At 55.8% G+C, this 21,733-nt stretch carries 12 protein-coding genes; 11 read left to right on the forward strand and 1 reads right to left on the reverse strand.

The genetic code is table 11. The features are described 5' to 3' along the window. Window positions 1-464: 464 nt before the first annotated feature. The 3 genes from VO84_RS03765 to VO84_RS03775 all read left to right on the forward strand — a co-directional run bounded on the left by VO84_RS03765 (window position 465) and on the right by VO84_RS03775 (window position 7,526). The gene (locus tag VO84_RS03765) at window positions 465-1,043 is read left to right on the forward strand and encodes an ECF-type sigma factor (protein WP_082661681.1); all 579 of its coding nucleotides are present in this window, start codon (window positions 465-467) and stop codon (window positions 1,041-1,043) included. Between the two features lie 46 nt (window positions 1,044-1,089). Continuing rightward, window positions 1,090-3,525, forward strand: coding sequence for a serine/threonine protein kinase (locus tag VO84_RS03770; protein ID WP_058185963.1), 2,436 nt, complete (start codon window positions 1,090-1,092; stop codon window positions 3,523-3,525). A gap of 101 nt (window positions 3,526-3,626) precedes the next feature. After that, the gene (locus VO84_RS03775) at window positions 3,627-7,526 is read left to right on the forward strand and encodes a DUF7948 domain-containing protein (protein ID WP_058185964.1); all 3,900 of its coding nucleotides are present in this window, start codon (window positions 3,627-3,629) and stop codon (window positions 7,524-7,526) included. Between the two features lie 170 nt (window positions 7,527-7,696). On the opposite strand, the gene VO84_RS03780 is transcribed toward VO84_RS03775, so the two are convergent. After that, the gene (locus tag VO84_RS03780; protein ID WP_058185965.1) at window positions 7,697-11,266 is read right to left on the reverse strand and encodes an outer membrane beta-barrel protein; all 3,570 of its coding nucleotides are present in this window, start codon (window positions 11,264-11,266) and stop codon (window positions 7,697-7,699) included. 273 nt (window positions 11,267-11,539) lie between these two features. Between VO84_RS03780 and VO84_RS03785 the strand changes: the two genes are divergently transcribed. The 8 genes from VO84_RS03785 (at window position 11,540) to VO84_RS03820 (ending at window position 21,716) form a co-directional block, all read left to right on the forward strand. Further along, a complete protein-coding gene (locus VO84_RS03785; RefSeq protein ID WP_058185966.1) occupies window positions 11,540-13,765 on the forward strand; it encodes a winged helix-turn-helix domain-containing protein in 2,226 nt (741 codons plus the stop codon). A gap of 597 nt (window positions 13,766-14,362) precedes the next feature. Further along, window positions 14,363-15,778: a Gfo/Idh/MocA family protein gene (locus VO84_RS03790; RefSeq protein ID WP_082661683.1), complete on the forward strand. Its 1,416-nt coding sequence runs from the start codon at window positions 14,363-14,365 to the stop codon at window positions 15,776-15,778. Window positions 15,779-15,901: 123 nt separating this feature from the next. After that, window positions 15,902-16,795 carry a sugar phosphate isomerase/epimerase family protein gene (locus VO84_RS03795; protein WP_058185967.1) on the forward strand — a complete coding sequence of 298 codons (894 nt, stop codon included), beginning with the start codon at window positions 15,902-15,904 and terminating at the stop codon, window positions 16,793-16,795. A gap of 24 nt (window positions 16,796-16,819) precedes the next feature. Beyond that, a complete protein-coding gene (locus VO84_RS03800; RefSeq protein ID WP_058185968.1) occupies window positions 16,820-17,362 on the forward strand; it encodes a hypothetical protein in 543 nt (180 codons plus the stop codon). Then, complete coding sequence (locus VO84_RS03805; RefSeq protein WP_058185969.1) at window positions 17,356-18,699, forward strand: Gfo/Idh/MocA family protein; 1,344 nt, start codon at window positions 17,356-17,358, stop codon at window positions 18,697-18,699. Before VO84_RS03800 ends, VO84_RS03805 begins: the two co-directional genes overlap by 7 nt. A 4-nt stretch (window positions 18,700-18,703) precedes the next feature. Continuing rightward, window positions 18,704-19,372 carry a discoidin domain-containing protein gene (locus VO84_RS03810; protein WP_157439708.1) on the forward strand — a complete coding sequence of 223 codons (669 nt, stop codon included), beginning with the start codon at window positions 18,704-18,706 and terminating at the stop codon, window positions 19,370-19,372. 25 nt (window positions 19,373-19,397) lie between these two features. Then, complete coding sequence (locus VO84_RS03815; RefSeq protein WP_197413881.1) at window positions 19,398-20,879, forward strand: flippase activity-associated protein Agl23; 1,482 nt, start codon at window positions 19,398-19,400, stop codon at window positions 20,877-20,879. A 6-nt stretch (window positions 20,880-20,885) separates the two neighbouring features. Beyond that, the gene (locus tag VO84_RS03820; RefSeq protein WP_058185971.1) at window positions 20,886-21,716 is read left to right on the forward strand and encodes an FAD:protein FMN transferase; all 831 of its coding nucleotides are present in this window, start codon (window positions 20,886-20,888) and stop codon (window positions 21,714-21,716) included. Window positions 21,717-21,733 lie beyond the last annotated feature (17 nt).

Here is a 21,733-nt window from a genome sequence, read left to right on the forward strand (position 1 = left end):
CATGGTCGCCCGACAGCACCAAGGTAGCTTTCGTCAGCTATCAACTCCTCATTGACGAGCCGCGCGATTAAGTCAGCACCTGGAGTTGAAAATAAGGATAGCCAGGGATTCCTCCGAATCTCTTACGTTCTTACCCACATCCGAAAGCAATCCATTCAGGATGGGCGAAGAAACATTGTTATTCTGCCGGGACAGTCTTCAGATATTGCAGCGTGACATTGAGCTAGTGCGACAGAGTCAGGCCTCCTACTCCAGTGTTGCCGCTATTTTTTTAGTGCCGATGGCATTTCGGTGCCCCGTTATCGTCTTTTAGCCCGAAAAATGCTTGGACAGTACTTCGATTTCGTGGTCCAATACTGCCAGCCGTACGCCGGTTTTTTGATCTTCTTCCCCAACGGAAGATCAGGTCGAGTATGTTCGGTCAATCGCATCCGGGGGCGCGATGACAAGCTGAGGGAGATGTCGTGCCGTTGACCGAACCCGTTGATAAGCCAGGGGATATTACAGTTTTGCTGCATGAGTGGACGGCTGGCAAGCCGGAAGCGTTGGACCAGCTTTTTGAACTGGTCTATCCGCATTTGCGCAAGATTGCGGGGGCGCTATTTCGCGGCGAGCGTCCGGAAAATCTGCTGCAGCCGACCAGTGTGGTCAACGAGCTTTTTCTGAAGCTGGTGCGTCAACGCAGTTTGCGCTTTGAGGACCGGGAACACTTTTACAGCTTGTCTGCCAAGTTGATGCGTCGCGTGCTGATCGACCAGGCCCGCAGCCATGCGCGCATCAAGCGGGATGGCGGTACTCCGATCCCGCTGGATGAAGGGCTTGCCTGGATCGACGCTACACCAGTGGAGGCCATGGATGTTGATCGCATTCTGAACGAGCTGGAAGCGATTGATCCTCGTAAATGCCGGATGGTGGAGCTGAGATTTTTCCTTGGATTTACCGCTGAGGAAACGGCAGACTTGCTGAGCACCTCAAAGGCCACTGTAGACCGCGAGCTACGCTTCGTCCGGGCATGGTTGCACGAGCGGCTGCACACCGTCTGACGCAGTTCCACGCCCGATCACGCGAACCTAAACAGAGTTGCCAGGAATGCCTCAGGATTCAGAAAACTGGACTTTACTGCAAAAGCTCTTCCATCTTGCGGAAGAGACGAGTGCAGAGGACCGCGAGCGCGTGCTGACCCAGCATTGCGCGGATGAAGCGCTGGTGCGTCGTGCGATGGAGATATTCCGTAACTCCGCTGTGCTGGAAGCAGGTGCGCAGGAACGGCCTCGTTCAGCCGGTCCTGCCCGCATCGGACCTTATACAGTGATCCGCCTGTTGGGCTCGGGTGGAATTGGTACTGTGTACCTGGCAGAACGGATTGTTGGCAGTTCGCCGCAGAGAGTAGCGCTGAAGATGCTCGCTCCGCATGCGGCGGGCCCATCCTTTGTCGAGCGATTTCATCGCGAGCAGCACATTCTGGCCACGCTGGATCATTCGCATATTACACGGCTGCTGGATGCCGGAATGACCGAGTCAAACCAGCCCTTCCTAGTGATGGACTATGTGGAGGGTGAGCAGCTAGACGCTTATTGCGATGCTCGCAAGCTGGGCATCGATGAACGGCTGCGACTGTTTCTGCAGGTATGTGACGCGGTTGCATATGCGCATCGCAGCCTGATTGTTCATCTTGACCTGAAGCCGTCGAATATCCTGGTCTCAAACGATGGCATAGTGAAGTTACTTGACTTTGGAACGTCGAAGCTGATCCAGACGGATGGCCTTTTCACGACCACGATGCTGGCTACTCCCGCCTATGCAAGTCCGGAGCAGTTGCGAAATGAGCCTGTAACCACTGCTTGCGATGTGTATTCTCTGGGAGCAATTCTTTTTGAGCTGCTTTGCGGGCGACGCCCACATGCGAATTCGTCTGTGGCTGCGATGATTGAGCGGGCCATTACCGAACAGAATCCAGAGAGCCTTCTGTACGCCGTCACCGTTGAGGGATCACTCAATCGGGGCCTGTCGGAGGCTCGATTGAAGCAGATACTGAGTGGCGATCTGCAGACTATTGTGGGCAAATGTCTGCAACCAAAACCGCCTGAGCGATATGCCTCGGTCGATGCGCTGATGCAGGATATGAACCGGTATCTGGATGGGAAGCCAGTATTGGCGCGGCCGCAGACTGCCTTCTACCGCCTCGGCAAGTTTGTGCGACGTCATCGTGCGGGGGTTGCAGCGAGCATCGTAGCAGTGCTGCTCCTGATTGGCAGCGTGAGTTACGCGATCTGGAGGCAGGAGCAGGCTTTACGTGAAGCCCAACGCGCTCTGAGCATGCAAACGTTTATGTCATCGCTGTTCACTATGGCGAATTCCCAGTACTCAGGCAGACCCACGATGAGTGTCAATGAGTTTCTGAACCTGGGAATCAAGGTCCTGCCGCTTTACATCCATAACGCTGCTGACCTTCGCATGGCCAAGGATAGCCTGGCGCAGTCATTGTTAGTGAATGGAGATACTGAGGATGCGCAGAAGGTTTTTGCGGAGAGCGAACGTACGGCTCACATGGATGGGGATAAGAGTGCTGAGACGGAGGCCTTGACGTATGAAGGCGAGATTGCAGCAAAGCGGGGGAATCTCAACCAATACCTTAGCCTAAGCGCGCGAGCGCTGGATCTTTCGCGCAGTCCTGAAATTCCGCCTTCGATTCGGACAATCGTAAAGAAGGACTATGCTTTTTTTCGCGACGACCATGGGCCAGCGACTGACGAAAACCTAAAACTGCTGCGGGAGTCGGTGCAGGAGTCGAAGGACGCAAAGCTATCTCCGTCGAATATAGGAAACGCAATTTACGATCTCGCTTCTGACCTTGAGGAGCGCGGCCAGATTGACGAGGCAGAGGCGCTTCTCAAGGAATCCATTCAGTATTATTCGCAAGACCCGGCATATGTCTGCAATATGAACGCGGTCGTCGGCGATCTTGGATTTATCAATTTGCTGCGGGGCAATGTCAACGACAGCCTGGTGAATGATCAGCGGGCTTATGAAGGCGCTGTTCATTGCAAAGGGCCGGAGAGCGATGACGCGGTATACCAACAAACTTACCTTGCGCAGGCGCTGACATTGGCGGGACGATACGCGGAATCCATACCGATGCTCGAGAAGATTGTGGCGATCAGAGAGACGGAGCCTGGGAAAAAGGACTACCGGGAAGAACCGCTAACTTTCCTTGCCACCGCCTATGAATCGGCGGGACGATATACGGATGCCGAAAAAGCTATGGGTCAGGTCTTCAGTCTCAACACTGAGATGGGTGAGGACAAGACGGGACGCGTGTTTGGCAACTATAACTATATTTATGCCAAAGCACTGGCGGGGCAGCATCGCGACGCAGAAGCGCTGACTCACGCGCAGATCGCCGACAAATTGCTCGGCCAGACCCACCCTTCGCGGACCCCCACGGGAAAGCAGCGCGACGTAGATGCTCATCAATTATTGCTGGATCTGGAAGCTCGACTGGGAAAAACGGCGGGGCAGCCGTAAGTCCCGCAGTCTTTCTGCCGTTTTCTGAAGGCGACATAATATTTTCATGTTTTGTGACTCACTTCTCCTGTACCTGACGCGAACGGTACAGGAGACCACCTATGAACCTAAAAGCTGCATTCGCCCTGCTGGCCCTTGCACTCTCGGGAATGACTGCTCATACGCAGCTTGCACAGCAGTCCCCGCAGCCCGTTCCCCCCACGCCTGCACGTCGATCCATTCAGTACGACAAACTGCCCCTTGGTTTTGAACCGAACGTCGGCCAGACCTCCAGCCAGGTCCAATGGCTGGCGCGCGGGCTCGAATACACGTTGTTCCTCTCAGGACGTGATGCGGTCCTCGAACTGAACAAGGCGACGTCGGGTGAGCATTCCGGCGACGGCCCTCGAGTTAGCTCATCGGTCGTTCGGATGAATCTACTCGGCGCCAATCCATCGCCAAAAGGACATGGCGAGCAACCCGAACCGGGCAAGGTGAATTACTTTACCGGAAAAAACCCGGCCGACTGGCAGCACAATGTAAGCCTGTATGGCCGGGTGCATCTTGACAGCGTTTACCCGGGCATTGACCTTGCCTACTATGGCCGCCAGGGACAGCTGGAATACGACTTCATGGTTGCTCCGGATGCAGACCCGTCTGCTATTCACCTGGCCTTCGATGGCGCCACACCTCGTCTCGCCGACAACGGTGATCTGGTGTTACCTGTCAACGGGAACGAAGTACGCTTCGATCATCCTGTCGTTTACCAGATGGTGAACGGGAAACGTCAGGTCGTCGACGGTTCTTTCGATATTGTGAAGAACGGCAATGTTTCGTTCCACCTGGGGCCGTATGATCACAGCCGCGAGCTGGTGATTGACCCAACGCTGGTGTATACGGGCACATTCGGCACCGCAAGTGAGAATGATGCTCCCGCTGGAATGGCCGTTGATTCGCAAGGGGAACTCATCATCACTGGAACAACGCTCGATTTGAATTTCCCTGCGACTTCGGGCGCCTATCAAACCTCCTGCAGTCCAGTGAGCGCGACTGATACGCAGAACGGAGTTTTTCGTTGCGCAGTTGGGGACCAGCCCGGCGCAATGAGTTCGGCCTATGTTGCCAAGCTCAACGCGGACGGCACTCAGCTGATCTATGCAACTTACCTTCATGGAATTACCGGCTGGGAAAAAGGCGCGGCCGTTCAGGCCGACGCATCCGGCAACGCCGTCGTCATCGGCCAGACCGCTTCGGCTGACTTTCCGCTGGTCAATGCCCCCGCAATACCGCAGATGTCTCTTTGCCAGCCGCTGATCTTCAACGGCCAAACCGCCCCCTCACAATCCTGCTCCGGTTATTTCAATGGCGGTGGTACGGAGTGGACGATTCAGGGACCGACCGGCTTTATTTCCAAGCTCAGTGCCGATGGCTCCAAACTGCTCTACAGCGCCTTCATGGGTTTTTCCGGGACAACTTACCCGCATTCACTTGCGTTGGATGCCTCTGGCAACATGTATATGTTGAGCCAGGTCAACAATGCCGATCCTGATCCCAACCCAGGCTCCGGCGGCGAAGTGTTTTACCCCACCACTTCAACCGCGTTTCAGACCGCAGGCGTGGGAGACTATGAAACCGCACTTACTGTGTTAAGCGCGGACGGGCAAAAGATCCTGTATTCGACAATCTATGGAGAGACAAAACCAATCGCAAGCGGTTGCGGAAGCTGTCTGAACGGGACGGTGCCCTCGAGTATTGCTGTAGGGCAAAACGGCACGGTTTTCATAGCGGGAGAAACCAGAGTCGCTACTTTGCCGGTCACTGCGAATGTTGTGCAAACCTCATGCGTAGAGTCCACACCAACCCAGTGCGCAAACAACGTTGGTTACGTGGCCGCATTCAATATCAACAAATCCGGCGCCAGCTCCCTGGAGTGGGCTACCTATGTGAGCGGACCAGACAATCCGAACACGGCCGTATCAACCCAATTGAATTCGATTGCCGCCGATGCATCGAACAACGTCTATCTCACGGGCTATACCACGGATGCCCTCTTTCCAATTACAAAGAGTGCTTATGCATCCACGTGCCCTTTAGACGGGAGGAGCGGCGCAAACTTCTGCGATAACAGCGTCTTTGTCAGCAAGCTAAATTCCTCCGGAACGGCGTATGACTGGTCCACATTCATTGCCGCTACGCAAGGCGCAGCGTCAGGCGCAAATTCCAATGGAATTGCGGTCGATCCGGAAGGGAAGGTCTACGTCTACGGCGATTCCGGGAACCTGAATATACCCGCCGTGAACCCCCTGCCGCAGTATTCGAATGACTGGTATCAACCGTATCCATTCTTAACCGTTCTGAATCCTACAGGATCAAATGTCATCTTCTCCAGCCAGGTTGCGCCGAACAATTTCGTCAGCTCGATGCAAAACGGGTTGGCGCTGGATTCGGCCGGCAACATTTACATGGTTGGAAACACGCAGGGCAATCAGACCTATTTTGTTGGCAACACTACACTCACCAGCTGGCCGACAACAGAGGGTACTTACTCCACTCCATTCACCGGAACCGGGCCTGTCCCGTTTTTTGTGAAGGTCGCTGCTGTGCTGAATCCAACGGCAACTACCCTAACTGCTTCGCCGGCAACTACTGTCTCCGGACAGAAGGTTACCTTTACTGCAACGGTTGCGGGAACTACACAATCCACGCCTGCACCAACAGGAGCGGTCACGCTGACCAATACATCAGCCACCCCGGCTACCACGCTGGGAACGATCGATTTGAGCAATGGCACCGGCACTTATTCGACGACGTCGCTTGCCGCGGGGACGTACAAGATTGTGGCGACCTACTCTGCGGATTCCGTCTACGACACAAGTACAAGCACCGCAACGACGGTCACAATCACCGCGCTGCAGAAAGCAACCGTCGCTCTAACAGTTCCGGGGACCGCTATTGTCGGCTCGTCAGTGACTTTTAGTGCAACCGTAACCGGCAGTGGTGGAACTCCGACAGGAACCGTAACGTTCTCCGACGGGTCGACCACTCTCGGAAGCGGAACACTCAGCAGCGGGAAAGCTGCCTACACCACGAAGACGCTTGCTGCCGGCATGCACACTATCTCCGCCGCATATAGCGGGGATAGCACATTTGGATCCGCAACCAGTTCGCCTTCGACGATCGATATTGCGGCTCTGCCAACGCCAACCATCGCACTTAAGCTACCATCGTCAGCAGTCAGCGGAAGTTCGGTGACACTGAACGCAACTGTCAGCGGATCGGGCACGACTCTTACAGGAACCGTGAAGTTCCTGGATGGAACGGCCGTTCTGAATACGGCCACACTTGCATCCGGTTCGGCGAGCTACTCCACCAGCTCACTTGCGGTTGGCGCGCACAGCATCACTGCGCAGTATTCCGGAGATTCGAATTACTCGTCAGTAGCATCGGCTGCACAGACTGTCACCATCACCGCACCGGCACCAGACTTCTCGGTCGATCTGAGTCCGGCGTCAGGCTCTGTCACTGCAGGCAGTACAACAACCACGATGATTACCGTAACTCCAGCAAACGGGTTTGATACTGCGACAACGTTCAGCTGCTCGGGACTTCCCGCGTACTCATCCTGCGCATTCAGCCCCACCAGCGTAACGCCGAACGGGAAGGCAGCTCCGACCACACTGACAATTGCCACGAACGTCGCCTCGGCGAGTGCGGCTCTGGATAGCGGAGTGACGAGACGGCGGCTCCATCGCTTTGCGGCTGCTGGCTCGGGCGGCGCAATTTTGGCTCTTCTCTTCTGGCCGAGCGCGTTGAGACGCAAACAGCGGCAGGCGTGGCTGCGCATGCTTGGAGTTGTGATGTTCTCATTGCTTGCTTTGCATACGCTGACAGGTTGCGGGGGCAGCTCGAAGTCCTCCGGCGGTTCTGGATCGGTAACGCCTTCAGGCACTTCTACCGTCACCATTACCGCAACTGCCGGCAGCCTGACGCACACCACAGCTTTTACTCTCACCGTCAACTAAGCATTTCAACAAAGTAGTACAAGGCAGAAGGGCCACCCCATCGCGGGTGGCCCTTTTTTTCGTGGTAGCAATGAAAAGCAGATCCTGGAACACAATGCATGGTTCCGCTTTTGTGGTTGCTTGAAGAAAGAACGCGGCACGAAGCTATGGAACTTCGCGCCTCGCGAGGGTTAGAAGGAGATACGTGCGCCAAGCTGAATGACGCGCGGACCACCGGGCCCTAACTGACTGTACACGCTGGTCGGCTGACCAAAGCCGGTATCGAGTGAAATCGATTCCGGTGTGTAAGTGTTGTTCTGGCTGTTGTAGCTGGGCAGCGTAACGTTCGCGCCAAAGTCCTTCGACGCAAAGTTGGGGTGGTTGAAGATGTTGTAGGTTTCGGAGCGCAACTGAATCGAGCGCTCCTGCTTGCCGGGCAGTGGGATGTTTTTGAACAGTGACATATCCCAGGTCTGCATGCCACCTGAGCGAAGACGGTCCGGCGTGCCGGGATCAGGATGGCCAATGGCAGGCAGAATAGGCTTCATGCTCGAGTCAACACTGAGGGTCACCGGAGGTGTCTTGCTGTACTGGCGTCCACCATCGAACTGGTTACCCGGAACATAGATCTGCGTCCAGTTCGGCGTACCGGTCATAAAGTTCGACAGGCCCGAAAGCTCGTAGTTGTCCGTGAGATAAGCCAGCCAGTGCGGCCCGCCAAAGCGCTTCACCACGCCGGGAATATCCCACACGTAGTTCACAGCTGCAACATTGCGGCGATCCCAGGCAGCAACCTGATAGTTGTAAAGCTTCGGGTTGAAGGGATCCACGTAGCCATTATCGCTCGACTCAGTCGTCATCGACTTAGACCAGGTGTAAACCGCGCCGAAGGTAAGACCCCTGCTGAAGCGGCGCTGCAGAGAAGCCTGCAGGCCGTTGTAGTTGGCCGTGCCGTTGAACTTGGTGTATGGAAGCTGGTCATAGCCCGAGTACGGAGCCAGGTAGTCAGTCGCATAAGCATATTGGCCGCTGAAGCTGTAGCCGGCCGCGGCATATTCGGGCGGAAGGTTCGGTTCCACGTTCGGTACAACGCCGCCAGCGAAGTTCGCAGGGTTCTGCGCTGCCTTGCTGAACGCCGTTCCGTAGGGAATCGTGTTGATGTCGTAGTTGGTGATCAGGTGGCGCGACTGCGTGCCCACGTAGGCAATGTCGTACGTAACGCCCCAGCCGGCCTCGCGCTGCACACCGAGCGAGTAGCTGTAGACAGTCGGAACCTGGCCGGCGCGGTCCACCCCCGTAATCGAGCTAAGTGTGCCCGGAGACGACTGCGGCGCATTCGCAATCTGGCTGAAGTTCAGATACGTCGGCGAGCTGATCGACGGCGTGGTTTCAAGCAGCGGGTTGTTGAAGGCCGGGTTGAAGACCAGGTTGCCTTCTTCGCGGTCATGCGACATGCCGAAGCCGCCGCGCAGCACGCCCTTGTGGTCGCCATACGTATCCCACGCAAAGCCAATACGCGGCTCCGGCATGATACCGCGGTCATCCCATCCGCCCTTGGGCAGTGAGCCGTTGGACGCATAGGCCATGCCTTCGAGCGCATTGCCGGTGTTGGGAATTGGGTTGCCGCTGCTGGGATCAATGTGGATCGCATTCGCCTGTACGTATAGCGAGGGGTCGAAGAGAGCGATCTGATTCTTGTCGTCATACTGCGGCGGAATCCACGCGAAGCGCATGCCGAAATCCAGGGTGAAGCGCGGCGTGATCTGCCACGTGTCCTGCAGGTAGAACTCAAGCTGGTTATAGCGGAAGTAGCCAATAGGACGCGAACTCGACTGATCGAAGGACTGGAAGTCGCCGAGCAACGCGCTTGCAAAGGGAGACCCCAGATTGGTTGCGCAGTTTGTTGGACTGCTCGACGTGGCGCAGTTGTTAAAGCTGAACTGGCCATTCGAGTTGCCCCACGCAATCTGGTCCTTGCGGTTGCGCTGGTAGAAGGCGCCGAATTTCATTGTGTGGTTCGACTTCACCCAGGTCAGGTTGTCGTTCACGTTGATGGTGGTGTTGGCCTGATACCACGGCGTGGCGCCAAAGTAAGACCATGCATAGCTCTGGCCATTGCCGCTGTAGCCCACGTCGGGAATCGATGTGGTGCTGGTCACCGGGAAGAGCAACGGCAGGTTGATATTGTTGGCGCCCACAGAGAGGTTGCCATTGTTGCCGGTGGTGTCGGAGCGGTATTCGCTGGGGCCCACGTTCACTTCGTTCAGCAGATTTGAACGCAACGTGCTGGTCAGGTCAACCGCAAGGTTCCAGCCGTTCTGCGTGTTGAGGCAGCCGCCGACAATCTGCACTTCTCCATCGCAAGGCAGACCGAGCTGGCCTATCGGAGCGACGGTTGACTGGTAGTTGCCAATCCAACGGGCGAAGATGCGCTCGCCGGGAGTGATCTGGTAGTCAGCGCGGCCAATGTACTCATGGCGCGGATTCTGGTACGAAAGCGCATCCACGCGGTTGTAGGAGTCCTGCACTGTGCCGTAGCCTGCCACGTTCGGCTGAACGTAAAGGTTGTATACCGCCTGTATAGACGGGTTGATGTCAGTCGAAGTGATCTTGTTGCCCGCGTAAGGAGTGCCTGTGCCGGGCTTATAGATGGTGAGCGGATTGCCGCTGCTGTCGATGCTCTGCGAAAAGTCACCTGAGCGCTCGGCCGTGGTGGGCACATAATAGGAGTTCGTGCCGCCGGGGACAAGCTGCTGGTAATGCTCGGTCGAGAAGAACCAGTAGCTCCTGTTCTTCTTGATCGGGCCGCCGATGGCTATGCCTTCTGTGTTGTAGCGGTAGAGCTCCTTGGGAATGTCGTTGAAGTTGTTGTACCAGCCGGTCGCGTTCATGCCGTCATTGCGATGGAAGAAGTGCGCGTTGCCGTGAAGGGTATTGGTTCCACCCGCGGAGACCACCGAAATCTGCCCGCCCGATGCCTTGCCGTACTCCGCCTGGTAGTTCGAGGTGAGCACCTTCACTTCTGAGATGGCGTCGGGGTTAATCGTTACGTGCGTGCCGCCGTTGTTGCCGGTATCCACGTTCGAGGCACCGTCAAGCGTGAACTCATGCGAGTTGGCTCGGGTTCCATTGATGTTGTAACTGTCCAGTCCGCCGGTGCCGGAGGCGCCAAACTGCCCCACGCCTGCAACACCCGGGATCAGGCGCATGTAATCGAGAACGTTGCGGCCGTTGGTGGCCACTTCCTCAAGCTGCTTGCCGGTAATCAGATCCGAGCGCTCGCCGGAATTGGCCTGCACCTGCAACTGACCGGTATCGGCCGTTACCGTGACTGAGGCAGACACCGCGCTGACCTGCAGCGTGAATGCGCCCGCGTTCAGGCTGTCTGCCGCACTCAGGAAAACGCCGGACTTGGTTAGCGTTCCAAAACCCTCCGCCGCCACCTGCACTGAGTAGGTTCCCGGCGGCAGGTTGGGAATCGAAAAGCTTCCGGTTCCGCTGCTGGTGGCTGTGCGGGTTACACCTTTGGCCGGCTCCGTTGCCGTAATGGTTGCGTTGGGAATCACGGCGCCAGTGGGGTCCTGTACTGAACCGAAGATCGATCCCGACGTCACCTGGGCCCGGCCAGCCGGAGCCAGACCGAGAACAGCTGCCAGCGTCAGAACCACACCCACAGCCAGTCTGGCCCACCGGCTATGTGGTTGGTCTGAAGCGCCGAAAGCTCGTGAGCCCGATGCTTTTGAGACAGTTGCGTACAACATACTTCCTCCTGTTACTTGTTGCGTCATGAAAATGTGAGGCTTCACCCCACGTGAGGGGGTCATTTTTGCTTCGTTCTATTCCCCCGGAGCACATCAATGCCGGACATGCAAAAACAATGTCCAGCACTTTGCACAACCGAATGACCCTAGGCTTGTGACGTAATGATGGTCATGACGACAGGCTGAGGAATTGCTGATGATTTTCTGAGGGCTTCTAATTTGCTGAAAATAGACACCTTATCTCGAAGCTTCTGCAGTGATAAACTGGTAACGATGCCAGCAACTGTGCCCCAGAGGGGGCATTTTGTCATTGCCGAATGGACCGTCGAGCCTGAATTAAATGCAATTTCGAGAGACGGCGTGACCACTCACCTGGAGCCAAAGGTGATGAAGGTCCTTCTGCAGCTAGCCATGGCGCCGGGGCAGGTTCTTAGCAAAGAGCATCTCATTGAGGCCGTCTGGCCGGACACCTTTGTGAGCGACGACGTGCTCACTCGCTGCATCTCCGTATTACGCCGGGAGATGCACGACGCCCCCCACGCCCCCCGCTATATCCAGACCATCCCCAAGGCCGGTTACCGCATGGTGGCCGAAGTACGTTATATCGAGTCGCAGGAAAACCACTTCGCTCCTGCGGCATCCGAACCACCTGCAGCCACTCCGGGCTCGCCTCCTTCCGCAGAAATGCACAACCACATCCATATGCTGACGGCCGCACCGGAGACCGTGCAGCAACCTCTTCGCAACTCATGGCTGCGCTATTGGCCGCTTCTGGCGGGAGCTGCCGCCGTGTTCGTGCTGGCCGCCGTAGGTTTTGCCGCATGGAGAGTGCACGTTCGCCGGCCCCAATCGGCCTTCAACATCCTTCCACTTACCTCCTATGCCGGCCAGCAGGATCAGGGAGCGTTTTCGCCGGACGGTACCCGTGTCGCCTTTGTATGGAGCAAACCGGACGATAATGGCAGCCGTAACCTCTTTATTAAGCAGATCGGCAGCGAGACCCTCCTGCGGCTGACCGACAATTTAGACGAGTCTGATTACTCGCCTGCCTGGTCACCGGACGGCACACGAATTGCTTATCTCTCCTTCAGCGACAAAGGGCTAGGCATCTACGTGATCTCCAGCTTTGGCGGGCCGGCGCAAAAGCTTTACACCCCGCACAATATGGTGCATTGGGAGCAGCGTGCACTTTCCTGGTCTCCTGATGGCAAGTCTCTGATCTTTCCTGATGGCGTGCCGTCGTCCATCTATATGCTTCCGCTGGACACGCTTCAGGCGCACCTTGTCACCACACCGCCGCATGTGTGGGATGGCGACGTGAATCCCGCCTTCTCCCCCGACGGGAGCCAGATCGCGTTCATCCGCGCCATTGAAGGTGCGGTCCGCGATATCTATATCGTTTCCGCTGTGGGAGGTGCTCCGCGGCAGGTTACCCATGACGGCCGGTTCGTCGAAAGCCTGACTTGGGCTGCGGACAAAAACGGAATCCTATTCTCTTCGGATCGAGGCGGAGAATTCGCCCTCTGGAAAGTAGCCCTTCGCGGCGGTGAACCGCAACGACTGCCAGTCGGTGCTGAGAATGCATATCAGCCGGCAGTGTCCCCGGCTACTCATTCCCTGCTCTACACCGAGAGTTCAGCTACATGGAATATCCTTGGTTTCCGTTTGCATACGGGCCGCGAAGCGAATCGGCATCGGGAAGCCAACAAACCCGAAGCAATTATTTCTTCCACGCAGCAGGACTCGGCGCCATCCTTTGCCCCTGACGGTTCACGATTTGCCTTTCAAAGCTGGCGTTCGGGAGCCCAGGAATTGTGGCTCGCATCCCGTGACGGCATCACCTTACGACAACTCACCTGGCGCGGCCGCGGACTCACCGGCAGCCCATCTTTTTCCCCGGACGGTCAGCAGGTAGCCTTCGACTCCAGGCCCGAGGGTCACTCCCATATCCTTGTAGTCCCGGCGGCAGGGGGCGCACCGCGGGAAGTCACGACCGGCAATTCAAATGACATCCTGCCGCGCTGGTCAGCCGACGGGCAATTCATTTATTTCGCTTCGAACCGGAGTGGCGTCTGGCAAACCTGGAAGGTTCTGGTTGCCGGCGGTCAGCCACAGCAGGTCACCACGAACGGCGGATATCTCGCCATGGAATCGCCTGACGGAAAGTGGCTCTATTTCACCAAAAATAACGACTCCGGTCTTTGGCGAATGCCTTCGGGAGGCGGTCCGGAAACACACATTTTGCCCCAACCGGCAGATGGCTTCTGGGGCTACTGGGCCGTCACAACTTCCGGCATCTATTTCCTTGATGCCAGCCAGCCGATATGGCGCATCCAGTTCTATGAGCCGGCGACCGGTAGAATTTCCACCGTTGCGGCACTCGACCGGCACCCCCCACCGTACTCCGGAATCAGTGTTGATCGCAAAGAGGATCAGTTGCTGCTCACGGACGAGGTGAACGCAGGCAGCCACATCACTCTCATACAGAACTTTCGCTGATACCGCAATGCGGCGTTGGTAGCCTGACGGCTTGCGGAGATCACAGCAGCAAATCGCCAAGCTACTCGGGAACCACCGCTGGACCATACACCTTTACCGTAATACGTCATAGTCAAAGTGCGACTGCGTGCGCGTGCAGCTGTGCAATCCACAGCTTGTGGTCTCACCGGCTCTAATTTTTTGCCCAGGCCGATCCCGCGCTGGTGTTGATGAAGAGCATGGCCTACCTCTCGTTGTTAAATTAATAGGTAGCGGGTGAAGTCGTCCGTAAGCCACAAACGATAATGAAGTGATTAGATTTAGGCTGGTACACGGAACAATTTTTTCTTCGGAAACCCCTCACTCTGCTTCAGGCCGATTGCCAAAACACTAACCCTCTATCCGGTACGTTTTGCCAGATCATTCAAGGGGCAACGGCTCGCATAACACTTGTCACATTCGAACTTCCTGAGCAGCCTGTAATTCACACATAGATAAGGAATTAGCTGCTGCTTAATATATTTTTACCTGCTGCAGCTTCTCTCATACGTGCTCGTAGTTGGACTCTGCATCTATAATCGGCGTTTTGAGTTAATTCAAGCTTTGGTTGGGAGGATCGTGCCGAAACAATCTGGTTCTGAAACAATACTCCGTTCGTTCAATCGCCGGCGGTTTCTGAAGTCCGCTGGAACTGCCGCTATTCTTCCCATAGCTCTTCATGGGTACGCTTCGCAAGGTACGAAAGCTCCCGCCAACAATCGCATCAACCTTGGCGTAATCGGCATGGGTTGGCAGGGGCCCGGCAATACGCAGGCTTTCCTGGCCTCACAGGATTGCCAAGTGGTCGCCGCGTGCGATATCGACGCGAATCATCTGCAGGCCGCGCTCAAGATGATTAACGATGCCAACGGCAATGAAGACTGCAAGGGCTATCACGATTACCGCGAGTTGCTCGCTCGCGAAGATATCGATGCCGTGATGATCGCCGTGCCTGATCATTGGCATGAAATCGTTGCCACTGAGGCCGCGCGCCGTAAGAAAGACATCTACGCCGAAAAGCCCCTGGCGCATACGATCGCGGAGCAGCAGTCCATTGTGCATGCGGTCCGGGAAAACGGAATCATTTGGCAGATGGGGTCCTGGCAGCGCTCAGTTCCCATGTTCCATAAGGCCGCGGAAATTGTTCGCAACGGACTCATCGGTACGGTGACCCATGTGCAGGTCGGCCTGCCTGGCGGCAACGCGGACTTTGACGGCGTGGGCAAAGAGGCATTGGCCAAGCTGACGGCTGCAGGACAACAGGTTACGAGCCTGGAGAAAATTGTGTCGGGCACGCCGGCGTGGGATCTGCTGGTCACTGACCCGCCGAAGGAATTGGACTACGAGATGTGGGTAGGCCCATCCAAGATGGAACCTTACATGCGGGCCCGTTCTCACAAGTCCTGGCGCTGGAATTACAACACCGGCGGCGGCGAACTGCTGGACTGGATTGGTCATCATTGCGACATTGCGCACTGGGGTTTGGGTTTCGACAATTCCGGGCCGTCGGAGGTGGAAGGAAGCGGCGAACTGCCGCCCGCCAACGCAGTTTGGAACAGCGCGCCGAAATACCGGTTTGAGCTGAAGTATCCTGGCGGGGTCACGATGACAATCGCAGGCGGATATGACGATATCAAGACCGGTGTGAAATGGATCGGCACCGAAGGCTGGGTGTGGGTGGATCGTGATGGGTTCGATGCTTCCAATCCCGAATGGAAGCAAGGAAAGTATCTTCCTCGCGAGCTGCGCAAGGTGAAGCTCTACACTTCTTCCGATCATCAGCAGAATTTTCTGGACTGTGTGCGGACCAGGCAAGCAACTGTTACGCCTGTCGAAGTCGGGCACCACTCGGCAATCCCCGGACACCTTTGCCTTATCTCCATGCTCACTGGAAAAAAGATCCGCTGGGACGTGAAGGATGAAAAGATTCTCGGTGATCCGGCGGCGAGCAAACTGATGACACGCGAATACCGCGGTCCCTGGAAAATGAGTTAGGTGCTCCGCGGTCTGTAGCCAGATCTCATTCAGCCGGCTATCGGATCGCGGAAGCATTTGAAAGGCTCTGCAATTTAGCCTGAGCTCGGGCCGAAAGTAGATGGCCGATTCAATTGGAGGAATATGAGAGCGGTGACACGCAGGAAGTTTGTTGGCGGGGCGGTAGCAGTTGCCGCACTCTCTTCAACGAAGTTTTCGTTTGGACTGCCAATGGGACTTGTCCAAGGCATCCAGTTGTACAGTGTGCGTCAGCAGATGGCGCAGGATTTTGAAGGAGCGCTGGCGGCGGTGCGCGAAGCCGGGTTTGTTGAAGTGGAATCTGCCTCGCTGCCGAAGAAGCCGGCGACGGAGATCCGTGCGGCGCTCGACAAGGCGGGGCTGAAGTGCGTCAGCTCGCACCGCTCCTTTGACGACATTACCAAGAATCTGGATGCCACCACGGAGTTTGAGAAGATTCTCGGCGTGAGCTACATCATCTGTCCAAGTCCAGGCCGCAGAAAACCCGCCGTTTCCGACGTCTGGCCGGGGTCATTCACCATCGACGATTGGAAGTACAACGCGGAAGAGTTCAACAAAACCGGTGAGAAGCTGAAGAAGGCTGGCATCACCTTCGGCTACCACAATCATTGGATGGAGTTCACGCCCGCTGATGGCAAAATACCTTACGAAGAATTACTTCGCCTCTGCGAACCCGACAAGATGACTTTCGAGATGGATTGCGGCTGGGTTAAGGTCGCAGGCCAGGACCCCGTTGCCCTGATGAAGAAGTACCCGCATCGTTTCTCCATGCTGCACGTGAAGGACTTCCATCTTCCGCCTGATATCTCGTATGCAACGCATCAAGAGGCGAAGGTAACGGAGTTGGGCCGCGGATCGATTGACTACCGGCCGATCTTTGCACAGGCGGCTAAAAACCAGAAGGTTACACATGCCTTTGTCGAGCAGGAGGAATTCGATATCCCCTGGCAGGAGTCTCTGAAAGTGGACGCGGATTACCTGAAAAACCTTAGCATTTAGCGTATCTCAACCGTCCGAGGATACATGACTGATTCAACTGAATTGAAACCGGCTCCTGTCCCACAAGCACGTTGGGACTTTACCTTCGCCTTTCTAATTTTGCGCTTTTGGCTTGGCGCGCGCGCACTGTTCGTCGGCATTCAGAAGTTCGCCGTGTATAAGTCCGTGGCGATGCCGCTTATCGATCCTTCCACCGGACAGCCCGATGCAAGCGGCGTGATGATCAACGTGAACGTCAAGTCGTATGCGCTGGCCAATTATGCAGGCATACCGGTGGCGTTCAAAGACAAATTTGCGCATGAGCCTCTGCTTCCGAAATTCGCATTGGTGCTGTTCGATCGTCTGCTCGGACCTGCATTTATTCTGGCCGGTGTCATGCTTATCATTGGCCTGGGAACACGCCTGTCTCTGCTTGTCCAGGCAGTCCTCTTCCTTGCGCTCACCATAGGCTTGATCCTGATCGATCAGAACGATGGCGTGGCATATCTTGGTATTCATATAGGCCTGGTCTCTGCCGCATTCCTACTGGCACAACACAACAGATTTGTGGTCCTCAAAAAATGGTAGATAAACTCCTGAATCGTCGTGAATTTATCGGCACGACAGCGGTTGCCGGTGCAGGTCTGTTATTGGAAGCATGCAAGTCCGACTCCGATGCGCAGAAGGCAGTGGTAAAGAAGTCTTCGCTTAACACTCTCAACGTCGCTCTCATCGGTTATGGCGAAGAAGGCAAGATCCTGCTGGAATCTTTGCTGAATATCGAGGGCGTCAGGCTTGTGGCCTTGTGCGACATCTGGGATTACCACCGCAACGAAGGCGGACGCTACCTGCAGAAGCTCGGCAATGAGGTTCGCACATACGAGAATTACGAAGACCTCCTTGCGAAGGAAAAAGATCTGCAGGCGGTTCTTATCGCCACACCGGATTTCTGGCATGCTCCAATGACCAACACATGCCTGAAGGCAGGCTTGCATGTGTATTGCGAAAAGATGATGAGCAACACGATTGACGGTGCGCGCTCTATGGTGAAGACCATGCGCGAGACCGGAAAGCTGTTGCAGATCGGCCATCAAAGGCGCAGTAATCCCCGGTATCTTTTTACCCTGAACCGTCTGCTCCATGAGGCAAAGTTTTGCGGACGTCTGACGGCAGTACAGGGACAATGGAACCGCGCAGTCAAGGAAGACTTCGGCTGGCCCAAGAAGTTCGAGATGCCAGCGAACATGCTCACCAAGTACGGCTATAAAGACATGCACCAGTTCCGCAATTGGCGCTGGTACAAAGGGCTCGGCGGCGGTCCGTTGTCTGACCTTGGCGCGCATCAGATCGATATCTTCAACTGGTGGATGGGTACCACACCGAAATCCGTCATGGCGAGTGGTGGCCTAGATTACTTCAAGAATCATGACTGGTATGACAACGCGATGGTCATCTACGAGTATCCAATGGCCGAGGGTGTGGCGCGGGCGTTCTATCAGGTACAGACGACCACCAGTGCGGGCGGCGGTTACTTCGAGATGTTTATGGGGGACGATGGCACCATCAAGATGTCCGAAGACCCGTCGCTATGTGCGATCTATCGTGAGGCTCGCGCCGATGCGGTTTCATGGGATGATCTAACTCAGAAAGGCTACGTTCGCGCGAAGCCGACCTCAGCTGAAGACGCTGCGAAAGTGGATGTTCGCGAAACAGCACAGTTGGCGGAATACGAAATCCCCGTGTTTTTCAATAAGCCGCCGCATCAGCCGCACCTTGAAAATTTCTTCAACACGATCCGCGGAACAGCAAAGTTGAATTGTCCTGGCGACGAAGCTTTTACGAGCGAATACGTCATCCATAGGGCGAACGATGCCGTCGCCGCGCAGACAAGACTTGTAATTACTACCGACGAAGTGAGGGCTTAATACCATGAGAAGAATTGTTTCCATAAATCTTGCTGTACTGGCTGGGGTGTTTGTTGCGATTGCTGCACAGGCCCAGGATAAAGTGCCGCTGCAGACTCAACTGCCAAAGCCTCTCTTTGTAGGAACGCCTGTGCCGCTCAACGTGCCTAACCTTGAGCCTCCGATGAAGGGCAAGCGGCCTGATTTTTATGTTCCCGCGGGCACAGTGAACCTCGCCAAAAACAAGAAAATTACGGCCAGCGACAACAGTCCTGTAGTGGGGACGTTGGATCTGGTCAATGATGGCGATAAAGCCGGCGACGAGGGATCATGGGTTGAACTTGGGCCTGGCAAGCAATGGGTACAAATCGATCTCGCGAAAACCGCGAATATCTATGCGATCCTCGTCTGGCACTTCCACTCGCAGGCGCGTGTGTATCGCGATGTTGTGGTACAGGTCTCAGATGATGCGACGTTCAAGTCGGGCGTGACGACCATCTTCAACAACGATTTCAAGAATGACCTTAGTCTCGGCGCAGGCAAGGATCTGAATTACGTCGAAACTTACCAGGGCAAGCTTATTGACGCCAAAGGTGTAAAGGGGCGTTATGTTCGTCTCTACAGCAACGGAAACACGACCAACAAACTGAACGACTACATTGAGGTTGAAGTGTGGGGCAAGCCCGCTGCCTGAGCGGGCTCATTACGATGCTGCCGGCGTGACCGCGGTCCCTTTTGCGCGATGGATTCGTTGGGCTGTCTTTCTTCTTGTAGCTTTAATTGGACTGGTTATTCGTCTGCCGCAACTGGGCGCGCGGCCTATGCACACGGATGAGGCCGTCAATGCATACATCGTAGGACAATTGCTTGCGGGAGAATCTTTCACCTACGATCCACAGGACCGACATGGTCCTGCATTGGCGGCTCTTGCTCTGCCTCTCGCCAGAGTTGAAGGGGCAAGAGCGTTTTCTGATCTAACCGAATCCGGTGTGCGCCTGACATCGGTGTTAGCCGGGACGATCACAATCCTTCTCTTCGGCGCGGCAGTCGAAATGTTCGGGTTCGCACCGTGCCTTATTGCTGCGGGTCTATTTGCCATCGCTTCCCTGCCTGTTTACTACGACAGATATTTTATTCATGAGTCTCTTTTTGGCGCAGCTACCTTTGGATTGATTTTGTCCGCTTGCCATGCATGGGGGAAAAACTCCGTTGGCCTGGCATCTTTGACAGCCGCATGTGCGGCGATTATGCTCGCATGCAAAGAGACCGCAATTCTTCACTTTCTCGCTTTGGCTGTCGCCGTGTTCGTCTTCTGGTTCTGGAATCTGCGCAGAAGGAGCATCGGCTGGATTCGCCCAAGAGTCGTGCTGACCGCTGCCGCCGCTTTCGTCTTCCTCAGCGTTATTTTATTCACGTGGTTTGGGCAGGACTGGAAAGCGCTGGCTGCGTTGTTGCATGCAGTTCCCAATTTCGCTATGCGGGCGGCAGGTGAAGGTCATCAAAAGCCCATTGGGTATTACGCCCAGCTTCTCACTAATAGCTGGTCGGGCCGCATGCTGTGCGCCCTTGCCTGCATTGGAATTTTCCAGATCGTAAGAAAGCGCGATTCTTCGACCTATGGGTTTCTGGCATATTACTTTTTGTTTCTTGCTGCCATCTACAGCTTGATTCCATACAAGACGCCATGGCTGGCGCTGAATTTTTGGCTACCCATCTCGTTGTTTGCCGCACTGGCGGTAGAGTCACTCTGGCGCATGTCGAAAAGATATCTCCCTCTGCGCGCAGCGATTCCTGCTTTCAGTATTTTGGCTGCATTGGCTGTTGTATTGATCGTTCATGACACGCGACAGCGCGTCTTTGTCCATGCTGCCGACGAGACCAATCCGTATGCCTATGCCCACACTTCGGAGGATCTGCTCGGACTGCCAATGGAGATTAGCGAACTGGCCCGGCGAAATAGCATTGCATCACCGCGCATCGTCGTGATTGCTTCAGATCCCTGGCCGCTGCCATGGTACTTGCGGCACTTTGCCCAAGTCGGATTCTGGCAGCCGGGCCAACCAATGGGCGAAGCGGATTTCTATATCACTTCCACCGAAGCTGCTGAGCAATACAAAGACCGCTTGCATAACTTTCGCCCGGATTTTTTCGGAGTTCGGCCGGGTGTGCTCATTCTCTTGTGGTTGCCCGCACCGAAATGAAATCGTATGGCTGACATCCATCAATTCAATCATCGCGCCATGGCCACGCACTTTCAGGTGCGTATCGCGAACGAAGAAGGCTCGTATGCCGCGCAGGCTGCACAGGCCGCGCTCGATCTTCTGGATACATTGGAATCGCACTTAAGCCGGTTTCGTGTAAACAGCGATATCTCGAAACTCGCCCAACTGGCCCCGGGCGATACGATGCGCCTCAGCGAGCCGGCCTTTGCCTGCCTGGAAATCGCAAAGAAAATGGAACAGATCACGCGCGGCGCGTTTTCCGCGACTCCTGCCGCTTTGCAGGCGCAGGTGTCCCTGCCGAAGTGGGATCTACTACGGGAAGAACTCTCCATTCGCTGCGAGAGTGGAAAGCTCCAATTCGATCTTGGAGCCATTGGAAAGGGGTTCGCGCTTGACCGCATGGCTGAACTGCTGCACGAATGGGATTGCCCTTCATTCTTGCTGGTCGCGGGTGGGAGCAGCATTCTGGCGGGCGATCCTCCCCGAGAAACTCCGGGCTGGTCGTGCGGCCTGGGGGATGACAATGCGCCGCAACGATTCTTTCTCACGCACACTTCGTTGAGCGGCTCGGGCCTGGCGGTGAAGGGACAGCATATTCTTGATCCGCGTACCGGCGGTCCAGCTTTACGGCAAAATCGGGCCTGGGCTCTTGCCGATGCGGGGGCCGAGTCGGATGCCCTTTCGACTGCATGCATGGTTTTGAGTGAACCGGAACTGGAGGGCGTGCTTGCCCAAGAATCGTCCTGGCTGGTGTTTCTCGAGACTGAAGAGAAAATTCTTACGGTGGGGAATCGCATAGCGCCGCCCAGTGCTTGATTTAGATGAGACACATG

The sequence above is a fragment of the Occallatibacter gabretensis genome (assembly GCF_001449115.1).
Taxonomy (GTDB): Bacteria; Acidobacteriota; Terriglobia; order Terriglobales; family Acidobacteriaceae; genus Telmatobacter; species Telmatobacter gabretensis.

What these genes read in the sequence shown, in the direction of transcription:
- VO84_RS03770 (WP_058185963.1), top strand. Translation starts at nt 1,090, where the DNA reads ATGCCTCAGGATTCAGAAAACTGGACTTTACTGCAAAAGCTCTTCCAT.
- VO84_RS03775 (WP_058185964.1), top strand. Translation starts at nt 3,627, where the DNA reads ATGAACCTAAAAGCTGCATTCGCCCTGCTGGCCCTTGCACTCTCGGGA.
- VO84_RS03780 (WP_058185965.1), bottom strand. Translation starts at nt 11,266, where the DNA reads ATGTTGTACGCAACTGTCTCAAAAGCATCGGGCTCACGAGCTTTCGGC.
- VO84_RS03785 (WP_058185966.1), top strand. Translation starts at nt 11,540, where the DNA reads ATGCCAGCAACTGTGCCCCAGAGGGGGCATTTTGTCATTGCCGAATGG.
- VO84_RS03795 (WP_058185967.1), top strand. Translation starts at nt 15,902, where the DNA reads ATGAGAGCGGTGACACGCAGGAAGTTTGTTGGCGGGGCGGTAGCAGTT.
- VO84_RS03800 (WP_058185968.1), top strand. Translation starts at nt 16,820, where the DNA reads ATGACTGATTCAACTGAATTGAAACCGGCTCCTGTCCCACAAGCACGT.
- VO84_RS03805 (WP_058185969.1), top strand. Translation starts at nt 17,356, where the DNA reads ATGGTAGATAAACTCCTGAATCGTCGTGAATTTATCGGCACGACAGCG.
- VO84_RS03810 (WP_157439708.1), top strand. Translation starts at nt 18,704, where the DNA reads ATGAGAAGAATTGTTTCCATAAATCTTGCTGTACTGGCTGGGGTGTTT.
- VO84_RS03820 (WP_058185971.1), top strand. Translation starts at nt 20,886, where the DNA reads ATGGCTGACATCCATCAATTCAATCATCGCGCCATGGCCACGCACTTT.